Origin of the sequence: Streptomyces sp. NBC_00829 (genome assembly GCF_045161795.1) — a bacterium.
Classification (GTDB): Bacteria; Actinomycetota; Actinomycetes; order Streptomycetales; family Streptomycetaceae; genus Streptomyces.
In genome coordinates this window covers 8734804-8758188 of record NZ_CP108867.1, presented here as the reverse complement: position 1 = coordinate 8758188, position 23385 = coordinate 8734804, and the positions used below count along the sequence as shown (strand labels likewise).

Here is a 23385-nt window from a genome sequence, read left to right as displayed (position 1 = left end):
CGCGCGAAGTGCGACGGGTGGAGCAGCGCATCACTCGCCGCCTTGCCGCCTTGGCATGCGAAGAAATCTCCGGCAGCCGAGCAGCGCCGCCGCTCTATGTGCGCCGTCATCTCGCCGAACACGCTGAAGCCGGCGCCATACTGGGTGATGTTCTCACCCCACCGCTCCTGCCGTATCTCGACGCCGACCGCCTTCGACGGTTGACACCACCGTCGACGGCCAAAACAGGGGAACCTGCAGGCAGCGAGTGGGTGCTGTGGCGAGCTTTTCAGCATGCAACGCACCTATGGGACTTTGGGCGGCCGGGGTTCAACGCCGCTGCTTTGGAAATGTGGGCTGCCGCCAGAGGCGCACCGCTGGCTGCTGAGGGCACCCATCAGTTCTGGCGGGTGCGCTGGGCCATGTGGCCCACTGGCCCAGGTGAAGTCCTCGCCCGTACCGGCGCAGTGGAAGCGGTGGGCACTGGCGTTCTGCTAGACGGGCGCATGGTGGTGTGCGGCGGCGGCTGGGACCGTTTGGTGCGAGTGTGGGACCTCGCCACCAATCAACCCATCGGCAAGCCGCTGATCGGACACGGAGGTGCGGTTACCTCTGTGACGACCGCTGTTCTGCCCGACGGCCGCACCGTCGCCATCACCGGCAGCCACGACAAAACAGCACGCGTATGGAACCTCGAAACAGGTGAACTGGCCGGTGAACCCCTCACAGGTCACACAGGCACTGTCACCTCTGTGACGACCGCTGTTCTGCCCGACGGCCGCACCGTCGCCATCACCGGCAGCCACGACAAAACAGCACGCGTATGGAACCTCGAAACAGGTGAACTGGCCGGTGTACCCCTCACCGGTCACACAGAATGGGTCACTTCCGTGGCGACCGCTGTTCTGCCCGACGGCCGCACCGTCGCCATCACCGGCAGCCGGGATCGAACACTGCGCATGTGGGACCTCGCCACCCACCAGCCCATCAACGAGCCCCTCACCGGACACACCGGATGGGTCACCTGTGTGGCGACCGCTGTTCTGCCCGACGGCCGCACCGTCGCCATCACCGGCAGCCGGGATCGAACACTGCGCATGTGGGACCTCGCCACCCACCAGCCCATCAACGAGCCCCTCACCGGACACACCGGATGGGTCACCTCTGTGGCGACCGCCACCTTCCTTCCCGGGCGGGCGGTAGCCCTCAGCGGGAGTTGGGATCGCACCGCACGGGCGTGGGACATGACCACTGGTCAGCCTGTCGGTGAGCCATTGACGGGTCATACAGGCTCGGTTACCTCTGCGGCGACCGCCGCCTTGCCGGACGGCCGTACGTTGGCCATTACCGGAAGCCATGATCACACCGTGCAGCTATGGGATTTAGCTGCCTCACACACCACGAGCAGGCTGGCCGTTGCGCCGGAGGACTGGGTGACCGCGGTAGCAACCACTGCACTGCCTGGCGATCGCAGCGTAGCCGTGACCGGTAGCCGGGACCGAACCTTGCGCCTGTGGGACCTGACCACTGGCGAGCTGCTTCGAGCCCCCATCAAGACCGGCCACAGCAACTGGCTGGTAGCCGTAGCAGCCGCTACTCTGCCCGACGGCCGCACCGTCGCCATCACCGGCAGCCACGACAAAACAGCACGCGTATGGAACCTCGAAACCGGCAAGCCACTCGGGAACCCGCTCACCGGGCACACCGGATGGGTCACATCGGTGGCTACAGCAGTTACGGCTGATGGCCTCAGCGTAGCCGTGACCGGTAGCCGGGACCGAACCTTGCGCCTGTGGGACCTGACCACTGGCGAGCTGCTTCGAGCCCCCATCAAGACCGGCCACAGCAACTGGCTGGTAGCCGTAGCAGCCGCTACTCTGCCCGACGGCCGCACCGTCGCCATCACCGGCAGCTACGACAAAACAGCACGCGTATGGAACCTCGAAACCGGCAAGCCACTCGGGAACCCGCTCACCGGGCACAGCGATTGGGTAACCGCAGTGGCGACCACTACCCTGCCAAACGGCCACCCGGTCGCTATCACCGGAAGCCGAGACCATACCCTGCGCCTATACGATCTCACCAAGCGCCAGCCGCTGGGCCAACCGCTCGTCGGACATGCGGGAATGATCACGTCATTGGCAACCACCACTCTGCCCGACGGACGCGCTGTGGCCATCACTGGCAGCAGTGATCACACAGTGCACATGTGGGACCTGACCACCCGAGAGCCATACGGCCCAACTCTCCCAACAATCAGCTCTGTTACTGCCATTGCACCTGCGCCAACCGCTGATTCCTGTGCCCTGGTGGTCGCAGGGGCCGGCGTCGCCGTAGCGTCCTACAAACTACTGGACCAGATCCCCCACCTCATGCCTTAGCGCAGGACCCGCGCACGTTGACCAAGCCCACGAATGAAGGGTGTCGCGTTGGCTGCCCTCGCGGTGCTGCAGGATGCCATGCAGCACTTGGGCCGGCACACCACCGTGCAGACGAAACCGGTGTGGCGCAGCAGTTACAGGCGCACGCCGCCAGTTCGGAGAGGGTGGTGCGGCGCTGGGACTCTCACGGCAGTGGACGGCACCGTCTGGGACCGCATTTACCCAGCAGTTCCTCGGCGTTGCCCGCAAGTCGCCGGCTGCCCCGACCACGGCCGCGCGTGGCCAATCGGCAGGGTGGTCTCCGGCCAATGCCAGGAGCCAGAGGGAACGGCACGGCCAAGTCGGTGCCGCAACGGCGACCAGCCCGCGCCTCCGCGGTGGCAATGGCTGCTGCCATGACTGTGGGGGCGGGAAAGGCTCCGCTGGCCAATGAAGGCCAGAGGCCAGCGGAGCTTCCCGGTCTCACCCGTCTAAGCCACCCTTCGCCGCCCTGGGCTGCGGTCCCACCGCTCGGCGAAGGACTGCACAGAAGCAGCGGTGAAGACGGGTCCAGCACCAATGCGCCCAATGGGACGGGGGAAGTCAGGATGGCTGCCGTCCAGTTGAGCGACTCGCTGGCGGCTGACACCCAACACTGCCGCTGCTTCCCTGTATCCCATGAGTTCTTGCTCTTGAGGATAGTCACGCTCGGCGTTGGCCTGCTCTGCCGTGATCACACGCAGACCCGTCAGTTCAGGCTCGCGCCCCAGCACGGCCTTCAGACCCTCGTGAGCAGTCTCGAAGGCCTGCGGCGCAGCCACCGCCAGCGTAGGCGCCATCAGCCGCCACACCAGGTAGAGGCGCCGCCATCGTTCCTCGTACCGGAGGGTGCCCCCCGGGAAGCGCCACAATTCGTCGATCACCTCGTCAGTAGGCGGATCGAGGTCGTCAACGATCACAGATGCCTGCCATTCCTTTTCCATGACCCCTTCTCCCGTGTCCTCTTCTCGGCCTTTTCTGCTTCGTCCCGTGGAACGGGGAGCGGGGACCTGGCCTTCCGGCCCCCGCCGTGCCCGCCTAGTCCTCCTCAGGGGAGACCCAGCCTGCTCGTCGCAGTTGATTGATCAAGTCGATCCACCCGCTCTCCGTCTCGGGTTCGCCGCCGATCGCGATGATGGTGCCGTCACGGGACAAGACCCAGGAGCCCTTTGCCGTCTGCCGACTGCCGACTCCCCGGCGATCCAGCTCCGCGAGAAGCAGATCCATAGGACGCGTCATCCCACCCTCCCCTCAAACCTAGCTGATGTCAAGCTTTAAGGACCCAGAGACCCTATCCGTCAAGCCTTGCTTTCGGCAACCCTTGAGGTCAGAGGCGTACGCTCCACCCGGACACGGGACTGCGCGCGGCAGACAAGCCCCCTTCAGGATCTACATCGCCCGCTCGACGGCGGTCACGTCGGCGGACGCCGACAGGCCGACACCACGGAAGCCGGCGGGTGTACTGAGCGTCGAAATCGTGCGACCGACGCGCCTGAAACGAGGCATCATCCACCCCCCATTACCTTCTCGGTAGCCCCGCAATGGGGCGCCCGGCCTTCGGAGTTGGCATGACTTTCTCCCCCTGTCGATCGCATGTCTTGGGGCGCGGTGTCACCGGCTCCGGAGGCATCGACAGACCACTGATTAGCGCCTCTGTGTGTCAAGCGGCTGCTGCAAGTTGCCGTTGCCGGTCTCGTTTCATGGTTCGGTAGACGACGTTCGAGAGGCGTCGTTTGAGGGCCCGGCGGGCTTCGGCAGGTGTCTTTCCCTCGGCGATCTTGCGCCGGTAGTAGTCCTGGCCGCGGCCGCCATCGCGGATCTGGCAGATGGCGATGATGTGCAAGGCCGAGTTCAGGGCCCGGTTCCCCCCAGTGTTGAGCCGGTGGCGGACGTTCTTCCCGCTGGAGGCGTCCAGCGGCGCACTTCCCGTGTAGCTGGCGAAGTGGTGCTCCGTCGGGAAGCGGCTGACGTCACCGATGTGACCGAGGATCTTGGCCGCGAGCACCGTACCCAGTCCGGGCAGGGACGTCAGCGTCGACCGTGAGGCGGCGAGAGCGTCGCGCATCTAGGCTTCGTTGTCCTTGACTTGGTGATCCAGTCGGCGCAGGTCGGCCAGCAAGTCCGGGGCGATGTCGCGGCGGCAGTTGTCGGTCGCGGTGAGCGGTCGGATGCCCTTCATCAGGGCGGCAGCTTTGTCCGCCGACAGCCGGGTGGGGGCGCCTCCGGGAAGCAGGTCGCGCAGAACGGCGTGCAGGCGGTTGGTGATGCGGGTGCGTTCGTTGACGAGGTCGTTGTGGCGCTCGGTCAGCAGCCGAAGGATCGTGGACTGGTCCTCGGCAGTGACCTTGCGCAGGTCGGTGCGGAAGAGCCCGACCTGAGCGACGTGGAGGGCGTCGGCGGGGTCGGTCTTGCGGTCACCACCGGTGGCCAGGAGCCTGGCCCTGGCCGACAAGGTTGAGGGCACGTCGACGACGTCCTCGCCTGCGGCGGCCAGCTGCTGGGCGAGCGTGCGGCCGAGGCCGCCGGCGCCTTCGACCGCGAAGCGTCGTTCGGGCCACTGCTCGCTCCAGCGCATGAGCTTCTGGAAGGTGCCTGCGTTCACGACAAAGCGCCGCTGGCCAGTCTTGTGGCCTGCGGCGTCGATGGCGACGGCTGTGTGTGAGGACTTGTGGGGGTCGATCCCGATCGTGATCACGCGCGTCCTGACCTGGTGCTCGAAGCGGCAGAAGTGTGCGGTGGGCACCCTGACTTGAAGTAGCGGTCACACGCATTCATGCCTCTGTCGAGCCACACCGCGCGGGTGCCGGTCGGCGGCGGCACGCTAATCATGAGCCAGCCCCGCAGGGCGGCAAGGAGCTATGCGAGCCAGTGCCGACCGGCGCCCTGGACGCTACGGCTGCAGACCGAGCGTCTGGGGTCGATTCAACAAGTCAGGGGCATGGCCACCGGTCTTCGCAGGTCGGGAGGCTCTTCGTAATGTGGATGTGGCGATCGGTGCCGTTGGACGGCCGGGCAAGGACGACCGAAGGACGCACGTGATCGACGTCAGTGACATCGGCACCTTCCTCGGCCTGGACGTCGGCAAGGGCGAACACCACGCCACCGCCGTCACCCCGGCCGGGAAGAAAGCCTTCGACAAACGGCTGCCCAACAGCGAGCCGAAGCTCCGCGAAGTGTTCGGCAAACTGCAGGCCAAGCACGGGACCGTGCTCGTGGTGGTCGACCAGCCGGCCTCGATCGGCGCTCTGCCGCTGGCGGTGGCCCGGGACATGGGCTGCCCGGTCGCCTATCTGCCCGGCCTGACGATGAGGCGGATCGCCGACCTCTATCCCGGCGAGGCCAAGACAGATGCCCGCGACGCGTTCATCATCGCGGACACGGCCCGCGTGATGCCTCACACGCTCCGCTCGGTCGACCTTAAGGACGAGACCGTCGCCGAGCTGGATCGTCGGCTTCGACGACGACCTGGCCGGCGAAGCAACCCGCATCAGCAACCGCCTGCGGGGCCTGCTCACCCAGATCCACCCGTCGCTGGAACGGGTCCTGGGCCCGCGCGTCCAACACCCGGCCGTGCTCAAGCTCCTCGACCAGTTCGGCTCCCGGCCCAGATCCGCAAAGCCGGACGCCGGCGGCTCGTTGCGTTGATACGTCCGAAGGCACCGCGGATGGCCGAGCGGCTCGTCGAGGACATCTTCACCGCACTGGACGAACAGACCGTCGTCGTCCCGGGCACCGACGCGGCCGCCCTGATCGTCCCCAGCCTCGCCAACTCGCTCCGAGCAGTGCTTGACCAGCGGAAACTCCTGGCCACTCGGATCGAAGAACTGCTGGAGAACCACCCTCTTTCGAAGGTCCTGACGTCCATGCCGGGGATCGGCGTCAGGACCGGAGCCCGCATCCTCATCGACGTCGGTGACGGCAGTTCGTTCCCGACCGCCGCCCACCTCGCCGCCTACGCCGGCCTCGCCCCCACGACCCGCAGTTCTGGCTCCTCGATCCGCGGCGAACAACCGTCCCGGCGCGGAAACAAGCAGCTCAAACGAGCCTTCTTCCTGTCCGCGTTCGCGGCTCTGGCCGACCCGGCCTCCCGGACCTACTACGACAAAAAGATCAGCCAGGGAAAGCATCACACCCAAGCCCTCCTCTGCCTCGCGAGACGACGAGCCGACGTGCTCTTCGCGATGCTCCGCGACGGCACCTTCTACGACCCACAGCCCGCCCCATCAGCTTGACGAAACCCATAGGGGCACCCCCCGCCCCCATCGAGACCACCCACCGCGACTCGAGGGGCCGTCACACCCACCAACAGACAGGCTGCATAGGCACTCTCACAGCATCTGCGGCAATCTCATCGAACATGCAGTACCGCAGGTCACGCTTCCACCGTCCCCGACAAGGCCCCTTCAATCCATCTCAGTACATCTACGAGTCCGCAGGTCGGGAAGGCGGAACTACCTCAACATCAGTGAGACCTCACACTGGTGCTGGTGCTGGTGCTGGTGCTGGTGCTGTCGAGCACGGGGGCGTAGCGGGCGCGGGTGTCGGCGCCCTTGCGCCGAGTTACGCGCAGCCCGGTCCGATCCGCCTGAGCTGTGATCTCGACCGCGACGCGTACGGCCCGGCCGTGGCGGATCGGGTCGTTGTCGACGATCACGATTCTCCCCAACATCACGTAATGCACATGATCGTCGACATCTTCCGTCTGCCCCGCCTGTTCCCGCTCCCGCTTCTCTCGCAGATCGAGGTGCCCTTGGGACAGTCGGCCACCGCGGTTCACCGCTGGGACAGCAACGACCGTGCCAACGGTTCCAGGGCCTCGGGCGCCAAGTCCGGGAGCTGCGCCAGCACTTGCATCCAGTCGCCCAGGGCCAACGCCTCGGCCAGTAGAAGAGTCTTCTCGGCTGGCCTCTTGCACTGATTCACCACAGTCAGCAAGGCCTGAGTCTGTCGGTCGGGTTCAGTGATGGTGCGGGCGAGGTCGGCTGCTTGTTTGTGCTGCCCGGCGGCGGCCATGGCCTTGACGACGGAGATCAGGGCGGTGGCCTCCGGGCCGGTGCCGGTGCCAGCGAGGTGGGCGGCCAGCTGGTGCCGCCCAGCGGCGGCCACGGCCTGCACGACGGTGATCAGGGCGAAGCCCTCCAACTCGGGGGGCTCCTTACAGACGCGGGCAAGGTCGGCTGCTTCTCCGGCGAGATCGGCGGCCTTCTGATCCTGCCCGGTCGCGGCAAGGGCCCTTACGACGCAGGTCAGGGCCGAGTCGTTCTGGTAGTAACCGGTCAAGGTGCGGGCGAGGTCGGCTGCTTCTCTGGCGAGGTCGGCCGCTTGCTGATGCTGCCCGGCGGCGACCATGGCCTCCACGACAGAGGCCAATGCGGAGGGCTGTCCGCTGTCGGTGATGGTGCGGGCAAGGTCGACTGCCTCCTGATACTGCCCTGTGGTGGCAGCAGCTTGCACGACAGAAGCCAGGGCACGGTCCTGCTCGCCGGTGTCGGTGATGGTGCGGGCAAGCTCGGCTGCCCGCCGACACTGCCCGGCAGCAGCCAAAGCCTCTACAACGTGCGTCAGGGCGCGGCCCTGCCCGCCCGCGTCGGTGATGGTGCCGGCAAGGTCGACTGCTTGCCGATACTGCCCAACGGCCGCCAAGACCTTCACGACAGAAGCCAGGGCATGAGTGTGCCAGTGAGTGGGGGTGATGGTGCGGGCAAGGTCGACTGCCTCCTGATACCGCCCGACGGTCGCCAGCGCCTCTACAACATGCGTCAGGGCGTAGCCCTGCTCCCCCGCGTCGATGATGCTGCGCGCAAGATCGACTGCCTGCCGACACTGCCCAACGGCCGCCAGGACCTTCACGAGGAAAGTCAGGGCGCGGTCCTGCTGGCCAGAGTCTGTGAGGGTGCGGGTGAGCTCGGCTGCTTCCCGGGCGAGGTCGGTGGCCTGCTGGTGCTGCCCGGCGGTGGCTAGGGCTTTGGCGACGTGTGTCAGGGCGCAGGCCCGCGGCTCGGTGTCCGTGATGGTGCGGGCGAGGTCGACTGCCTGCCGCCACTGCCCGGCAGCAGCCAGGGCCTCGACGCCGCCGGGCAGGATGAGAGTCCTCATGTAGGACTCGGTGAGAGTCCGGGCTCGGTCGGTTGCCTCTCGGGCGAGGTCGGTGGCCTGCTGGTGGTGGCCAGCGGTGACCAGGGCCTCCACGACAGAAGTCAGAGCATGGGTCTGCCAGTAGTAGTCCGTAGTGATGGCGCGGAAGAGGCCGGCTGCTTGCTGATGCTGCCCGGCGGTGACCATGGCCTCCACGACGGAAAGCAGGGCATGGGTCTGCTCGATCGCAACCGTGATGGTGCAGGCAAGGTCGACTGCTTGCTGGTGCTGCCCGGCGGTCGCCAGGGCCTCCACGGCAGAGACCTGCACCTGGGCGACGCGGGTCAGGGCGTCGCCCGCCAGCTTGGTGTCGGTGATGGTGTGGGCGAGGTCGACTGCCTCCTGGTACCGCCCAGCGGTGACCAGGGCCTCCGCGATCGAGGTCAGGACTTCGGCCTGCTGGTACTTGTCAGTAATACGGCGGGCGAGGTCGGTTGCCTCCAGGGCCAGGTCGGCGACCTGTTGGTGGTGGCCGGTGGGGGTCACGGCCTTTGCGACGTGGATCAGGGCGGAGGCCCGCGAGTAGGCACGGGTGATGGTGTGGGCGAGGTCAACTGCCTGCTGGTACCGCCCGGCGGCGGCCAGGGCCTCCACAACGTGCGTCAGGGCGGAGGCCCGCGAGTAGGCACGGGTGATGGTGTGGGCGAGGTCAACCGCCTGCTGGTACCGCCCGGCGGCGGCCAGGGCCTCCACGACAGAGGTCAGGGCCTGGGCATGCTGGTACTTGTCAGTGATACGGCGGGCGAGGTCGGCGGCGTCCTGATACCGCGCGGCGGCGGCCAGGGCCTCTACAACGTGCCTCAGGGCGTAAGTCTGCGAGAACGTGTCGGTGATGGTGCGGGCAAGGCCGACTGCCTCCTGGTACCGCCCAGCGGTGACCAGGGCCGTTACGACCGCGGTCAGGGCCTGGGCCCGCTGTTTGCTGTCAGTGATGGTGCAGGCGATCTCGGCCGCCTGCTGATGCTGCCCAATTCTGGTAAGTACTCCTACGAGGCTGGTCAGGGCTCGAGCCTGCTCATAGTCGTTGGTGCCAGTGCAGGCGATATCAGCTGATTCCTTAGCCATGTCGGCTGCCTGCTGGTGCTGCCCGACTTCGGCAAGCGTCCCTACGAGGCAGGTCAGGGCTTCGGACTGCTGGTAGTTGCCGGTGATGGTGCGGGCGATGTCGGCTGCCTGCTGATGCTGACCAGCGGCGGCCAGGGCTTTCGCGACGTATGTCAGGGCTTCGGACTGCTGGTAGTTGCCGGTGATGGTGCGGGCGATGTCGGCTGCCTGCTGATGCTGACCCGTGGCTGCCAGGGCCTGCACGACGGAGGTCAGGGCTTGATGCCGCTCGAAGGGATCGGCAATCGTGCGGGCAGCGGCCCCTGCGAGAGTGGCGATGTCGGGGTGGGCCCGGGCCACGTGGACGAGCTGCCCGAAGAGATGGTCAGATGTCGGTCTGCCCTGGAGGGGTTTGGACAGGGGGCCAGAGCGAAAGCTCGGCGCACCTGGCCCAGCTGAGCCCAGGTGATGATGAGTTCGTGGGGGACATTGGCGGCTTTTCGGCGAAGGCAGTGCCGACCGTAAGCCAGCCGTACGCATGCGGTAAGGTCGGGGGCGGCGGAGGCACTCTGGAGGCGGAAGGCATCTGTGATCTCAGCCAGCGCCTGTGTATCCGCGCCGGTGATCAGCCACAGTCGTTCGTGCCGCAAAGCATCCGTTGCCAAACCGGTCAACCGCTCGGTGTCCTTCAGGTCGCGCAGAAGGTGCGGGTAGCCGATCAGGACGTATTCCGGTGTGCTGACGGGCCACTCGGATGCGCGCCAATGCTCGACGAAGGCATGAATCCGCTCCCGATAGGCGTCCAAGACCTGGGGCGACATGCTCTTCAGCGTGGCCTTCCGAAGTTCTTCGTGGGCGAAGAAAATCAAATGCGTCGGAGACTCTTCGGAGCCGGGCCATTGAGCAGACCGGAGCTGGAATGACCGGCCGATGTGCCCACCCAGCGTCTCCCGCACGTCCCGGGGGCTCATCTCGCTGTTGGCCTGGTTGAGCAGGTCGGCCAGATCCTGGATGCTCAGACCGCCGTCGGCTGCTGCGACCAGCCGCGCCACCTCTCGCCCCTCCCATCCGCCTGCCAGCAGGGTCTGCAGGTCACGCTCGGCAGCCTGCCGGACTACTCGCGCGGCCTCTGAGACTGCCAGAACATGGTCGATGTGCCGGCTATACAGTGCGTGGCTCTCGTGCACGTCGCTGGGGACGGGCGGGTTCGTACGGCCCGCCACCATGATGCGCATGCCTGCAGGGGGGTCCCGTGGCAGAAGTGAGGCGATGCTGTAGCCGCTGCTTGCCGACTCCACTCCGGTGTCCTCGTCCAACCCGTCGACCAGAAGCACCAGCCGTCGTCCCGCTGCCGCAGCTTGTGTGGCCGCGCATTTCAATGCATTGAGGAACTGCCCTTTCGAGACACAATCCACGTCTCCCTCATGTAGGTACTCGCGCAGCTGTCCCTGTAACGCAGACAGGAACGCTGTACGGTCCGAGCGGCCGGCTGCGCGCGAAGTGATGAAAAACGCCAGCACGTCCACGCCTTGCGGCGGATGGAGCGCGAATTGTGCCATCAACGCGGTCTTGCCTGACCATGCAGGAGCGAGCCAGCGCCAGTATCCCGTGCCCGCCGTCGAAGAACCCTGAGCATCGGGAGCGGTGCAGAACACGGTCATCTCCGCGAGCTCGGCTTCCCGTCCGTCGAAGTGCTCGGCCGCTAGTTCGGCGACCTCCAACAGGTAGCCTGAGGACCTCACTCCAGTCCGCTGCCCTAGGGCCTGTGTGATGTCGTGATCAATCGGCTGCTTGCAGGAGCTCTCCGAGCCAGATCATCGAGGCGCGCAGTTCGAGGCCGGCGAGATAGCTCTCGGGTGTCTTGTCGAAGCGTGTGGCGATGCCGCGCCAGTCCTTCAGCCGGTTGATCAGTCGCTCGACGGTGTTGCGATCACGGTAAAGATCGGCGTCGAAAAGGACGGGTCGGCCGCCGTGGCTGCCCTTCTTCTTGCGGTTGGCGGCCTGGTCCTTCTTCTCCGGGATGACCGCCTTGATGTGGCGTCGTCGCAGGTGGGCGCGGTTGGCGCGGGACGAGTACGCCTTGTCCGCGGCGACCGCGTCCGGCCGGGTGCGGGGCCGACCGACTGGCAGACGGACGCGGATCTTCTTCAGCACGGGGACGAACTGGGGGCTGTCCGCGGCCTGCCCGGCGGTCAGAACGAACGACAGCGGTCGGCGCTTGCGGTCGGCGGCAAGGTGGATCTTGCTGGTCAGTCCGCCGCGGGACCTGCCGAGCAGGGCTTCTTTCAGGCGGAGCCGGTATCGGCGGCGGACGCGTCGGCGTTCGGCACGCTCGGGCTCGTTTCCTCCGCCCCGCCCGTTCTGTTCCGCCTCATCGCCCCCTTTTGCCGGGCCTGTTCCTGCTCGGCGGCGGCTTCCTCAAGGGCCTCCATGACGTCCTTGCCGACGAGCATCCCAGCGGCGTCGTGGTGAGCACGGACGGTCGTGGAGTCGACGCTGACCAGGGATAAGTCTGTCTTGCCCTGGCGGGCGGCTCCGGCAATCAGGCCCTCCAACAGGGCGGTGAAGACCCCGGCGTTCCTCCAGACCCGAAAGCGCCCGTAGACGGTCGGCCAGGGCCCGAACACGCCGGGCATCTCACGCCACTGCGCACCTGTCCTGAACCGCCAGATCACCCCCTCGAACTGATCCCGCAGCCGCTCGGGGTAGGGGCCGTACTCACCTATCGGCAGGAACGGCTCGATCAACTTCCACTGCTCGTCAGTCAGTTGTCTGCGCGTCACGACCGTCTTCCTACCGGATCCCGTTTCCAAGCGGATCCGGATCCGCAAAATTGATCACGACATCACACAGGCCCTAGAACTAGATCCCCGCCAACGGTCATGTGGCCGCTGTTCGACAGTGACCCGTTGCTGGAGTGCGAACTTCCGGTGTCTTTGTTCAGCTCTCGCCGTCGCCCCAACTTCACACCCCAGCCCTTCCTGCTGAGCTCGTCGACCGCTGTGTCGGCCTGCGGCAACGTGGGTTGCTCCTGCGACTAGTTGACGCCTGTGTTCGCCCTTCCCCCGTCTTCGGCATCGGCGCTTCCAGTCCCGTCCACTGTCATATCGCCACGCATACCACCCGAGACGATAAGGCCGGTGTTGGCGAAGGAACCTGTCCCCCTGGAGGTAGCTGGCCCCGTATTCGCAACCCGCACGGACCCACCGCCGCCGGAAAGCAGGGCCCACACCGCAACACCCAAACCTGCCACGCTCATGAGCGCCGAGACAACACCAGCCACTTCATCCGCGCGATCCCAGCTCATGAAACAGAACGCCCCCGCCAGCACCGCTACCGCTGCCCCCGTCGCACCACCCACCACACGCTGGGTCAAATTCATCCGTGCTCACCCCCGCCGAACACCGACAAGCCGAGCCGCCACTTCCCACCCGGCTTCCCGCCCATTGGCCGTAACGTCTCCTATTGTGCCACCGCCGCGCACTCGGAAACCGAGCCTTCGTGACCGGCCTTTCCCGGGGGGCAGAAGCCTGGTCTCACAGGCCACACGCACCGCACTGAAAACCCTGACGAGCAGTGACCGGTTCAGCATCGCCGAGGCCGTGGAACGGGCGGTCGGCTACCTGTACGGTCCGCCGCTCCCCGAATGGGAGTACCTCTGCGTCAACCTCACCCTCGATGACGCCCCACCCGTCGACATCGGCGGGTGGCAGCTCGCCTAGTTCGCCTAGTTCGCCTACGCAACCGATCCCCAACTGCCCCTGGCAGGAGCACCCGGCATTCCGGGGGATCTACTCGCACCGCGCGCTCTGCACGAAATGCACGAATTCGGCCTGCTCCGCCGCCCGCTGGGGAGCGTCCCGGTCCCCGTGGACGACGACCAGCCGCGGGAACTCGTGCGGCCTTTGCTCGCGCTCAATCTCGCCCTTGAGGTCCCGGTCGTGGCCGGCCCTCGCTACCTGGTGGAACCAGGGCGCCGCGTCGTCCGCCCGCACCTGGGCTGGCCGCTTCCCTCGGAAGTGTCCTGCTGGGGCTACACCCTCGCACCGAACCATCGCCAACCGGCCTACATGATCAGCCACGGGCACGACGCGGACGTTGCCACGTTCTGCCGCGCCTTCCTGACCCACGCCACCGGGCTCGATGCACGGCGCCAAGACCAACTCGCGCGAGCCGCCGATCACTTCCTCTTCGTCAAGTGCCATGCACTCGGCGACTCCGGGGGCACAACCACCGTGTCGCCCCTGCACCTGAGCGAAGCCGCGTTCCGACTCACAGCGGCGATGGAGTCTCTGCTGACCGGCGGGGACGGCGGGCATGCCGAGGTTGACTCTGCTGCGCTATTGCCCGGCGTGACGGCGCTGCGTCGGCATGGCGTCCGGAGCCCGGTACAGAAACCGACAAGGCGGGCCTTGTCGAGGCTCTGGATGCGCAGCGCGTCACCGCCCGCCGAATTGCGCAGCAGAGTCGAGGTTGGCCGCAAAGTCCAGCAGCGTGCCGCCATGCTCGTCGGAGCGGACGACGATGACCGTCTGCAGGTCCGCAACACGGCAGGGGCGGGCTACGCAGCGCGCTCTGCCTACGCCCACGGAGCCAAGGACAAGCAATCGGATCTGCATACCATGCGGTCCGTGGTGCGCCGCGTACTGACTCATTGGGTGGTCCAAGCCGCGTACTGCACACGGCTGTCGGGCCGTCACGGTGGCCGCGACGGGCTGGTCAACCTCCTCGACGACGCTCTATTCTCCCACCGCCTGCACCAGGAACACATCATCGGCCCGCGCAACGCGTTCCGTGCCGACGGCGGTACCCCTCCGCTGCCACCCGTCGCGCCCTGGGACCCCGGCCCGCTCGCCGGCCCCAGCCCCTCGCCCCTCGACCTGGCCTGACCCACCGGCGCAACCGACGACTTCCAGCCACGAGAAGGACCATTCGGCCATGGCCAGCCCACCTGTCTTCGACCGCCACTACCGGCCGCCCAGTAACGCCGAGCCGCCAACACTCATAGTGAGAAAATCCCAGAAACCCGCAGGTCACATCGACTCAACCGACTCGACCCAACAGCCTACCCATGAGTAACTTTTGACGCGCCCCGCTCATCGAACTGAGCAATGCGCAGGTCAGCCTCTAAGAGCGCTCACTTCCAAGGGGGGCCGCAACAGCAAAAAGGTCGAAGGCGACGAAGTAGGCCGGCCACTTCACGGCGAGGGCCAGGGCGCCGCGGGCGCGGGTGGCGGCCCGGCGCTGCAACGCCTCGAACGACAACCGGCCGGCCTTGGTGTCCCAGACGACCAGTTCGCCGTCGAGGACCAGGCCCTGTGGCAACTGCGCCTCGGCGGCCGCCACCAGGTCCGGCCACCGGTCCTGCACCAGCGCCCCGCGACGGGTCTGCACCACCACCGTGCCACCCGGCCCGGACGCGGTGAAGACGATCGCCCGGTGACCGTCCTTCTCCAGACTCTGGGTGTCTCACGAGACGCCGTGCGGGCTTCCCACCCCAGCCTGCGTTACTGGTGACCTGCTCACGCGTTCCGGGCGGCGGCCACCGGCTCCTGACCGTTCTGGGCCTGCTGAGCGCGCTCAGCCATCATCTTTGCGAGGACTTCGAGTCGTGAGGCTTCAAAGGGCTGTCCTTCGACGCTGTCACCACTCATGAGCACGATGACCGTACCGACGCGCATGATCAGGTCGAGGCGTCCCTCCTTTCCGTTCCCGGGCGGAATGGAGGACGCGAAGCTTTCGTCCCCGGTCTGCGACACCGGGACCTGAGCGTCCTTCCGGCTTGCGACCTCCTGTTCCTTTGCCCCGCGATAGAAGGCGGCGGCCTTGTCCGCGCTAGCGAAGGCGGCGACGCCGAGCTGCAGTTCGGCGTTTGGGGATCGCATCAGGAATTCGACGGACTCCATGTGAGTCAGACCCATCTCCTTACTGCCCTCGTTGGCCTCCTTGGCTTCGGGCCCGGCGGGTTGAGTCCAGCCCGCCGGCAGAGCAGACAGTTCCGGCAGGATCCGTCGTGTGGCGCCGGCGCTCAGCGCGGTCACGGACCTGGCCTCTTGTCCGCCGCTGCCGGTGACGAGCTGTGTCCCGCCGTAGATCCCCGCCGCAATCAGAGCGACGAACACCAGGGCCCCGGCGAGCAGGGAGAAGCGGACATTGCGTGTGTTGTGGAGGGTGACGGGCCCCAGGGAGATGGTGTTCCGGCCTCGCAACGTGGATCCGTCAATCGTGATGCTGCCCAATGCCGAGCGGGGAGACTCGGCGGGCGGAGAACCTGCCAGAGCCACGGAGATCTTCCGGGCAAAGTCCGGATCGGCGTCTAACTCTGACTGAAGCAGCGCGCGAAGCTGCGACCCCGCCACAGGGTCGGCCGGCCGCTCCTCGACAGCCCGCATCGCCGAACGACCAACTTCACTGTGCGCTAACCGCTCACGCACGATGTCCGCTACCGCTTGCCCCACCCCCGTGCCCACCGCGGCTACGGTTCCCCCAGCCATCTGAGCAAAGATCTGAACCACTGTCTCGACCATGTGTCATCCCCCTCATCACCGTGGCAACAGCGCCCATTGTCGCCACGCGATCTCCACCTCGGGCCCCCGAGGCCAAATCTCCACACCAGCAGATCCGGGTCGTAAGTCGTAAGACGCCTCCGGATGTCTGGAGAACCGTCCAGCTTCTGCTCGTACGCGACCCCCGCCCGCACAGCGGCCGGGCCCGGCACGGCTTCCGCAGCCTGCGCCAGCATCGGCTCCACCGGCGGCCTGAGCATCACGAGGACCTCCCTCACCGAGTGCGCGTCCCTCCTAGCTTGTTCTTTTTCTTCCGGTCTCGAATGGCGACTCGAACTATGTCGCTCGCCTGGGCATTCGCCGGACGTGAGGGCGGCCTTCGCTTGATCCTGTGCTCCGTCACAGAGGTACGGGATCAACCGAAGGCCGTTGTCATGAGTGTGGTGTGCCGTGATGTCCGGCGCGAAGCGTTCGCGGAAGCGTCACGCTTCCGGGGCGAGTTCTACGAGTGTCTGACCGCCCGGCGTGACGAACTGTTCGAGCTCACCGACGCGCTGCTGTGCGTCGACGGGCCGGTCCTCTCGCCGGTGGAGTTGACGCTGGTGCCCGAGCACCGGCGTGGTCACGGCGCGTTGTACGGCGCTCTCAACCGCGGCCGGATCGACATCGAGCGGCTGCGCACTTTGCTCGCCGGGCTGCCGCTGCCCCGATTCGAAGACCGACGTCTGGTGCTGGCGGTCGATGTGTCGCCGTGGCTGCGGTCGGACGCGCCATGCTCTGCGGACAGGCTGTTCTGCCACGTCTACGGGCGGGCGAAAACGGCTTCGCAGTTCATCCCGGGCTGGCCGTACTCCTTCGTCGCCGTCTTGGAGCCTGGGGCCACGTCATGGACAGGGATCTTGGACGTGGTCCGGCTCGGACCTGAGGACGACGCGACCGCGGTTACCGCCGCCCAGCTGAGGGCCGTGGTCGAGCGGCTCGTCGCGGCCAGCCAATGGCAGTCCGGGGACCCGGACATCACAATCGTCATGGACGCCGGCTATGACGTCACCCGCCTGGCCTGGGTCCTGCGGGACCTTCCCGTCGAACTGGTCGGCCGGGTCCGCTCGGACCGGGTGATGCGCTGTCCTGCACCCTCGCGTGAGGAGTTCCATCGCGCCCATCCCCGCGGCGGCCACCCGCCCAAGCACGGGCCGGAGTTCCGCTTCGCCAAACCGGAGACCTGGCCCGAGGCAGCGATCACCACGGCCACCGACACGGTGAACTACGGCAAGGCCGAGGCTCAGGCGTGGGACCGGGTCCACCCGCGGCTGACCCACCGCTCGGCCTGGCTCGAGCACGACGGTGAACTTCCCATTGTCGAGGGCACCTTGATCCGGTTGAAGGTCGAGCACCTCTCGAAGGACCGGGAGGCCCCGCCGGTCTGGCTGTGGTCCTCGAAGACCGGCGCCGCCCCAGCCGACGTGGACCTGTGGTGGCAGGTGTTCCTCAGGAGGTTCGATCTTGAGCACACCTTCAGGTTCGGAAAGCAGACGCTCGGCTGGACCACTCCGAAGATCCGTACTCCTGAGGCGGCGGACCGCTGGACCTGGCTCCTGGTCGTCGCCCACACCCAGCTCCGCCTCGCCCGACCGCTCGCCGCCGACCTCCGTCGCCCCTGGGAGAAGCCGGTCAAGCCCGAACGCCTCACCCCTGCCCGGGTCCGCCGAGGGTTCAGGAACATCCGAGCCCACCTGCTCTGCCCCGCCCGTGTTCCCCAACCGCGCGGCACCGGTCCGGACGGCCGCCCGGAACCAAGAACCGCCGTCCCGCACCCCGCTACGACGTGGGCAAGACCGTCAAACGCCCCGAGACCCTCAAAGCCATCGGCAAGCCCGGAAGATCTTGGTAGATAAAGAACAAGCTCAAACTCCGCTCGGCACATGCTGGACGCGCTCTCGCTGACCGGCTCCGAGATCGGACGTGCCGCGGCCGCCGTGGTCGGCGCGTACGAAACCGGCCGCGAAGCGAGCGAGCTGTTCGAGGTGCTCGCCGACTTCTTCCACCGCACCGTCGTACACCCCTGGCACCTCGCCTACCCCGGCGATCGGGGCGACGGCAGCACCCCCCAGCAACCACACGGCAGCGACCACGGCCGCGCCCTGGCACACCTGCTCATGGCCCACCTGGAAGCGCTGGGCACGCCGCTGGCAACCACCACCGCCTCCAGCGCCCTGCCGCTCGCCCACGGCTCCCCCGCCCCGGTGGAGGAACCGGCCCCGGCACCGCTGTACGCAAGGCGCGTTCTGGCTGTGGCGGAAGGGTTCGCGTGGGCCGTCGCCGCGCCGGACGACCGCCACTGGCCGGACGGGGAGTTCCTGGACGTCGCGCTGAGCGCGGTGCGCACCGAGGAACGCGAGGGGTACATCGAGCGCCTGGAAGCGTTCGTGGAGCAGCACCGCGCCCGCCTGGAAGAGCTGCTGCGCGCGTACGGGCCGGGCAGTCGGCCCGCCTCGCACGGCCAGTACGCGCTGATCGGGCAGCCCGAGACCCTGGTCATCCTGGAGCGGATGGAGACCAACCCGTTCGGTCTGCGCGGCCAGTGGGAGAAGGAGCTGGAGACCGTTCTGCTGGACGACCTCGAGTTCGCGTGGGGGCCGCGCATCCGCCTCAGCCGGTGAGCAGCCGGGAACGAGCAGCGGGGCCGGGCAGGTGATCCTGTCCGGCCCCGCTGTCGTCGGGCGAGGCGGGCTTGCCCAGTCAGGCGCGGCGCGAGAACCAGCGGGTGGCCTTCTGCTCGGGCACGGCCTGGTCCTGCTCCTGGCGCTCGTTGTCGACCTGGGCCTGCCGTGCGGCGGCCTCGGCCCGATGCTTGCAGTCGTCACAGAGCTGCGGGTGGGAGTCCTTCGGGGTGCCCCAGTCCGTCGCCTGCGCCGCCTCCCACCGTTCGTCGGTGAACTTCGCCCCGCAACCGGTGCAGACCGGACGGCGGGCCTCACGCTCGGCTGCCTTCTTCGCCGCCTGCTCCTCTGCCGCCCGCCGTACCTGTGCCTTGTACTCCTCCTGGCGAACCCGGGCCTCTTCCCGGGCACGGGCGTCGGCCGCCTCGCGGCGGGGGTTGCCGATCGCCTCCAGCAGGGGTTGCATGCCGTCGCGGCCGAAGCGGAGGAACGCGGGGCCGGCCGGACCGTGCTCGCGCAGGTTCTGCAGCCCCGTCGCGATGACCGGGATCCTCCCGTCGTAGACATGGTGCCCGCCACGCTGCCGCTCCCCCTCCCACAGGTGCCGGGTGAGCTCCATCAGGCGCGGGACCGTGCAGTTGGGGTTGCGCTCACCAACACGGTTGAACACCAGCAGCACAGGCGGATGCGTCGCATCGCCCGACCAAGTCGCCGGAGCCGTCCAGCGAGTACGCCACATCGGGCGCTCCTTGCCGTCGGTGTCCTTCATCTCCCGCCGGAAGAAACGGGCGTACTTCTCCAGCTTGTCGGCAAGCTCCTCCGCGGTCTCATGGCAGTTGTCGACCTCGATGAACAGCAGCGGCACCTGGTCCTGCGGTGCGGTGAGGACCATGTCGGCCTGGGCGCCGCCCTTCCCCGGCGCGTTCCAGGTGCCGGTGGCGGGCAGCGGGATCTCGGTCCAGTACGAGGCGATCGTGCCGATCCCGGCTGGCGCGTCGACGGCGGCCTGGGCAGCCGCCCGGACTTCGGCCAGATCGTCGGCGAGCTTGGCCATGTTCGGCTTCGGGCGCAGCATCGCGATCACGGTCTCGTTGACGGCCATCGGGTGGGAAGCCCCGCTGGAGCCCGCACCGCGTGCAGTGGAACCCATCTCCGTCACCGGGCGCCGCAGCTCGTAGGAGGCAGCCTCCAGGCCCTTGAGGGTCAGGTTCCGCAGGGAGTCCCCGGTCTCGGTGGAGCCCCCGTTCTCGGACAGGCCGTGCTTGCGCATGTCGGAGAACGCGCCGGTGTGCGAGGCGGTGCGGGCCTGCTTCTGTTTCGACGGGGTCTCCTTGTCGGCGTGCCTAAAGCTCAGGTGCGGAGCGCCGATCCGCTGGATCTGATCAGCCGTGGCCACCTTCAACGCTCCGAGCACGCGCAGCACATCACCGCGGAAACTGTTCGTCGACCCCGCCGGGTTGGTCTTCCGCTTCCCCGCCATCAGCTCTGCTCCTTCGCTCGCGACCGGTCGCTGGCCGACCGCCGCCGCTGCTGCTGGCCGCGCCCGGCCTGGGAGGGCGTCCGGGCCTCCCGGAACCCGATGATCTCCTCCACTACTGACATCAGGAGTAGAGAAGAGGGATGTGACGGCGCAGTTTTCGCGCCGATTGCTGCCCTGACAAGGGGTTTTCCTCCGGCCTCGGGTGCCGGGCACCAAAGGGGGTCCCTGAGTGCCTTCCGAAGTGGGCACCCAGGGAGCCCCCTTGGGCTTGCCCACCACGGGCCAGCCTTCCGGTGTGATCGGCCCGAGCGGTGCCGCTGCCCGGCCCCTCGGGTGGGTGGTCGTCATCGACTCGTCTCCTTCGCTGCCCCGGCCGGGGCGGTCGTTGCGAAGGAGCAGCGTGCAGGGGACCCCCTTGTCCGCGGTCTGACCGTGGCCGGTAGCGGACCTGGTCAAGGTTGTGGCCGCAGTTTGAGACTGACCGTTGACCACGTGGGTGGCCAGTTGAATTTCCCCGCCCCCGACCACCTGACGGAGAGTCATTTGACCGTGATGTTGATGACTGTCCGTGACTAGATTCGGCCTGCCGCTTCCTTCTCGGATGCGTCACTCATCCCGTTCGGCGGTTCCCGCAACAGCTGGACCTAGCCCAGCGGGGAGGTGGGACACCGCCGAAGCGACTGCCTCCTCAGCTGTGGCAGCCTCGCCGATCACGACGGAATGGGGATGCGTCATCACGAGGTACGGGCTGCCGTTGTGCGACGGAGCGATGGCCACCTCCACATGGAACGGGAACCCGGTGCACGAGCTGAAACCAAGCGTCCAGTGACTGGAGAACACGTAAAGCTGTCGTAGCCTCGGCTCGGCATGCGCCGCTTCCACCAGCTCGCCGAACGCAGGGAAATCCGGGGCCTCGGCAGCCTGTTCCCGCATCGTGCGCCATTGCAGCTCCACGACTGCTGCCGGCCCGCGTTCGTGGGCCTCGGCGCGCTCACTGACGTGCAGAAACGGCAGCCCAGCCCGCAACTCCCGCAGGCTCCTGCCCTGATCCCATGCCGCACCAGCCCTGACGACATCGGCCAGGTCGGGCGTGGCTCCGGTGATGAGCTCGACCCCCTGGCCCCAGCCGGAAACGCCGAACCAGCGGTCATCCGCCCCGATGTAGACGGACAGCGGCCTGCGCCCCGGGATTGACGAAGCGATGCCCGCCGAAACAGGGGACCCTCCATCGTGAGGCACCACCGTGAGATCGATGCCGAGTTCGGCGGCAAGCTGTTCCAGCGCGGCAGCCAGGCTGCCGACAGCAGCCAGGTCGGGATAGAGATCAGAGTTCACCTCCACAGTCTGCCGTCGCAACGCCACGTGAGGAACGACGATCAGGCGTGCAAGGAGATGGAACCGTGTGCGCGTGACTCCGTGTGTCCGCCGCTGCGGGGCGCCTGGCGAGCCGCTCGATCACGAGGCCGGCCGCCAAACGACTCCCGAAGTCACGCCGAAACGACTCCCGAAGAAGCCGACACAGCCAACTGGGCGACGGACTCCCCCGCCACAGCGGCGCTGGGCATCGCCCGCAGCGTCATCCGGTTCACCGCGAACGTCATCCCGGACGCCGACAATGGGTACACCGCCGACACCTTGGAGACGATGCGGGACGAGCACCTGGCGATGGCGGCGGCCTTCCACGGTGCGCACCAATAGCCGCACGCCGGATAGCCGGAGGGTGGGGGTGTCGTGCATCCACCCGGTGCGCGCCACTGGGTGGGGTGCCCGAACAACGCGTTTCCCCTTGACGTGTGTCCTGAACATGAAAGGAAGTTGCATGTTCAGGACACACGTCAAGGGGAAACGCGGGTGCGTCAGGGGCCGGCTTCTCGCACGCGGTGCGGGCCCGAATGCTGGGGGCGCGTTCTAGGCGGCTGAACGCTGGTGGTGGGCCGGTAGGGCCTGCGCGAGCCAGTTGGGGTCAGCACCTGCCGCGACCAGTCGCCCGTACTCATGCTCGGTGTCGCGGCCGGCGCGGACGCGACGGAAGTGGATCCCGATCTCGCCGCGACGGCGTCCTCCCGTATCGAGGGTGTACCAGCAGTTGCGCTCTGCTCCCTTGTCGCAGTCGCACGGCTTGCACACGCAGTGATCGCGAGTGGCTCGAAGCGGCATTCCCCATACCGGGTGGGTCAGGTGTGCGAGGAGCGCCTCATGGTCCATCGGGACATCGTGTTCGTAGCGCAGCTCGAACTTCCAGCCCAGTCCGTGCGGCCAGTACTTGAGGGAGTAGGGCTTGGTCACTGTGTGGAAGAGAGCGATGCGGCGGAGCAGGCCGCTGGCGACCCACGCGCTGTCTGCTTGCTCCTCCCACCAGGTTGGATATGCGGCCAGGTAGGCAGATTCGAATGGGGTCAACGCGGGTGCGTCCCACAGTGGGAGCAGGTCGCCGTCGTGACATGAGGCCCTGTGCTCTGTGACGATGGTCCGCCACTGCTTGGGGTCCGGTCCGGTGATGGTGACGCGAGCGTCTGTGCCTACGAGCCCGAGGTGGAGGCCCGCCGTGTCGATCCCGAGGAGCCTGACCCCGGCGATGCCTCCCGGCTCTCGTCCTTCGTCCTCGTCAGGCCCGGTGTGCTGGGTCGGCAGCAGAGCCTGAAGGGAGTGCTCCGGCAGCGAGTGCTCGGGGCCGAGCTTGGGATCGACCTCCACGACCAAGTGGTCGGCGCTGGGACGGACGCGCGCGACGCCGGCGGGGTGAGCGCAGTAGTCGATCGTGCCGCCCAGCCGCTCGAACACGGCGGCCTCCAGGCGGGCCTGGTCCCGGCTGGCGGCCGGTACCGGGTCTTGCCCCTGGAGGGCTTGGAGGTGCTGGAGGCCGGCCTGGTGCCCGAGGCCAGTGCATCGGGAGCGGTAGCGGGCCTTCTGCGTGAGGAGGTGTCCGTGACTCATCAGCGTTCCTGAACTGCGGACCGTCCGGCCCCGGTACGCACAGGTAGGTGCGAACAGGTTGGGTTGTGCGGCATAGGGTCGGGGCCTGGCTCCTTCGCGTCCGTCGTAAGACATCGGGGCGTCTGGCCGGAGAGCGCCCTGCGGATGCTGGCCCACCGATGGGGGCCGCCCAGCAGTGTGCTGTCAGGAGGGCCCGCCGGTACAGCTGGCTTGCCGCTGCGGCAGCTCATTCATCCGTCTGGGGGGAC

Annotated in this window: 17 protein-coding genes and 2 pseudogenes; 6 read left to right on the top strand and 13 right to left on the bottom strand. The window is 67.4% G+C overall.

The annotated features are described in order from the left end of the window. The first annotated feature begins 17 nt into the window (after positions 1–17). Positions 18–2360: a WD40 repeat domain-containing protein gene (locus OG293_RS39255; protein WP_405996706.1), complete on the top strand. Its 2343-nt coding sequence runs from the start codon at positions 18–20 to the stop codon at positions 2358–2360. Between the two features lie 470 nt (positions 2361–2830). On the opposite strand, the gene OG293_RS39250 is transcribed toward OG293_RS39255, so the two are convergent. The 4 genes from OG293_RS39250 to OG293_RS39235 all read right to left on the bottom strand — a co-directional run bounded on the left by OG293_RS39250 (position 2831) and on the right by OG293_RS39235 (position 5121). Beyond that, positions 2831–3322, bottom strand: a complete 492-nt coding sequence (locus OG293_RS39250) for a hypothetical protein (RefSeq protein WP_405996707.1) — start codon at positions 3320–3322, stop codon at positions 2831–2833. Between the two features lie 94 nt (positions 3323–3416). Further along, complete coding sequence (locus OG293_RS39245) at positions 3417–3617, bottom strand: hypothetical protein (protein ID WP_405996708.1); 201 nt, start codon at positions 3615–3617, stop codon at positions 3417–3419. A 421-nt stretch (positions 3618–4038) separates the two neighbouring features. After that, entirely contained in the window at positions 4039–4443 is a 405-nt protein-coding gene (locus OG293_RS39240) for a transposase (protein WP_405996709.1), read from the bottom strand. Beyond that, a complete protein-coding gene (locus tag OG293_RS39235; protein ID WP_405996710.1) occupies positions 4444–5121 on the bottom strand; it encodes a transposase in 678 nt (225 codons plus the stop codon). A gap of 292 nt (positions 5122–5413) precedes the next feature. Here OG293_RS39235 and OG293_RS39230 point away from each other — a divergent pair, with 292 nt between their 5' ends. Next, entirely contained in the window at positions 5414–6610 is a 1197-nt protein-coding gene (locus tag OG293_RS39230; RefSeq protein ID WP_405996711.1) for an IS110 family transposase, read from the top strand. A 230-nt stretch (positions 6611–6840) separates the two neighbouring features. On the opposite strand, the gene OG293_RS39225 is transcribed toward OG293_RS39230, so the two are convergent. The 4 genes and pseudogenes from OG293_RS39225 to OG293_RS39210 form a co-directional block, all read right to left on the bottom strand. Next, the gene (locus OG293_RS39225; protein ID WP_405996712.1) at positions 6841–7155 is read right to left on the bottom strand and encodes a hypothetical protein; all 315 of its coding nucleotides are present in this window, start codon (positions 7153–7155) and stop codon (positions 6841–6843) included. Next, entirely contained in the window at positions 7152–9917 is a 2766-nt protein-coding gene (locus OG293_RS39220) for a hypothetical protein (protein WP_405996713.1), read from the bottom strand. Before OG293_RS39220 ends, OG293_RS39225 begins: the two co-directional genes overlap by 4 nt. Further along, on the bottom strand, positions 9830–11278 hold the full coding sequence (locus tag OG293_RS39215) for a hypothetical protein (RefSeq protein ID WP_405996714.1): 1449 nt from the start codon (positions 11276–11278) through the stop codon (positions 9830–9832). The genes OG293_RS39220 and OG293_RS39215 overlap by 88 nt, the downstream gene beginning before the upstream one ends. A 58-nt stretch (positions 11279–11336) precedes the next feature. After that, positions 11337–12340 (bottom strand): annotated as a pseudogene (locus OG293_RS39210) (IS5 family transposase). Between the two features lie 1035 nt (positions 12341–13375). Between OG293_RS39210 and OG293_RS39205 the strand changes: the two are divergent. Beyond that, positions 13376–14446 (top strand): hypothetical protein, encoded by a 1071-nt coding sequence (locus OG293_RS39205; protein ID WP_405996715.1) that lies wholly within the window; start codon positions 13376–13378, stop codon positions 14444–14446. A 238-nt stretch (positions 14447–14684) separates the two neighbouring features. Here the strand turns inward: OG293_RS39205 and OG293_RS39200 are convergent, their stop codons facing one another. After that, positions 14685–15014: a hypothetical protein gene (locus OG293_RS39200; protein WP_406003459.1), complete on the bottom strand. Its 330-nt coding sequence runs from the start codon at positions 15012–15014 to the stop codon at positions 14685–14687. 65 nt (positions 15015–15079) lie between these two features. Then, positions 15080–16084, bottom strand: coding sequence for a hypothetical protein (locus OG293_RS39195; RefSeq protein WP_405996716.1), 1005 nt, complete (start codon positions 16082–16084; stop codon positions 15080–15082). Between the two features lie 413 nt (positions 16085–16497). Here OG293_RS39195 and OG293_RS39190 point away from each other — a divergent pair. Both OG293_RS39190 and OG293_RS39185 read left to right on the top strand, forming a co-directional pair. After that, positions 16498–17954 (top strand): annotated as a pseudogene (locus OG293_RS39190) (NF041680 family putative transposase). 31 nt (positions 17955–17985) lie between these two features. Continuing rightward, complete coding sequence (locus OG293_RS39185; protein ID WP_405996717.1) at positions 17986–18723, top strand: hypothetical protein; 738 nt, start codon at positions 17986–17988, stop codon at positions 18721–18723. Positions 18724–18802: 79 nt separating this feature from the next. Here the strand turns inward: OG293_RS39185 and OG293_RS39180 are convergent, their stop codons facing one another. Together OG293_RS39180 and OG293_RS39175 are read right to left on the bottom strand one after the other, a co-directional pair. After that, a complete protein-coding gene (locus OG293_RS39180) occupies positions 18803–20203 on the bottom strand; it encodes a replication-relaxation family protein (RefSeq protein ID WP_405996718.1) in 1401 nt (466 codons plus the stop codon). Positions 20204–20809: 606 nt separating this feature from the next. Continuing rightward, positions 20810–21538: a DUF6193 family natural product biosynthesis protein gene (locus OG293_RS39175; RefSeq protein ID WP_405996719.1), complete on the bottom strand. Its 729-nt coding sequence runs from the start codon at positions 21536–21538 to the stop codon at positions 20810–20812. A 57-nt stretch (positions 21539–21595) separates the two neighbouring features. On the opposite strand from OG293_RS39175, the gene OG293_RS39170 reads away from it, so the two are divergent. Beyond that, positions 21596–21901, top strand: coding sequence for a hypothetical protein (locus tag OG293_RS39170; RefSeq protein WP_405996720.1), 306 nt, complete (start codon positions 21596–21598; stop codon positions 21899–21901). 210 nt (positions 21902–22111) lie between these two features. Here the strand turns inward: OG293_RS39170 and OG293_RS39165 are convergent, their stop codons facing one another. Then, a complete protein-coding gene (locus OG293_RS39165; protein ID WP_405996721.1) occupies positions 22112–23137 on the bottom strand; it encodes a hypothetical protein in 1026 nt (341 codons plus the stop codon). Positions 23138–23385 lie beyond the last annotated feature (248 nt).